Origin of the sequence: Streptomyces alboflavus, assembly GCF_000716675.1 — a bacterium.
Lineage (GTDB): Bacteria > Actinomycetota > Actinomycetes > Streptomycetales > Streptomycetaceae > Streptomyces > Streptomyces alboflavus.
Genome location: NZ_JNXT01000171.1, coordinates 1 through 203 on the forward strand (window position 1 = coordinate 1; position 203 = coordinate 203).

A 203-nucleotide genomic window follows, 5' to 3' on the forward strand; every position below is an offset into this window, starting at 1 on the left:
GTACTAATAGGCCGAGGGCTTGTCCTCAGTTGCTCGCGTCCACTGTGTTGGTTCTGAAACCACGAACAACCCCATGCCATGGTCACGGCGTGGTGCGGTTGAATAGTTTCATAGTGTTTCGGTGGTCATAGCGTGAGGGAAACGCCCGGTTACATTCCGAACCCGGAAGCTAAGCCTTACAGCGCCGATGGTACTGCAGGGGG

General features: G+C 55.7%; 1 rRNA gene. It reads left to right on the plus strand.

Going from position 1 to position 203, the window contains the following annotated elements:
- Window positions 1-117: 117 nt before the first annotated feature.
- Window positions 118-203 (plus strand): 5S ribosomal RNA (gene rrf / locus OO63_RS41210); the annotation flags it as partial.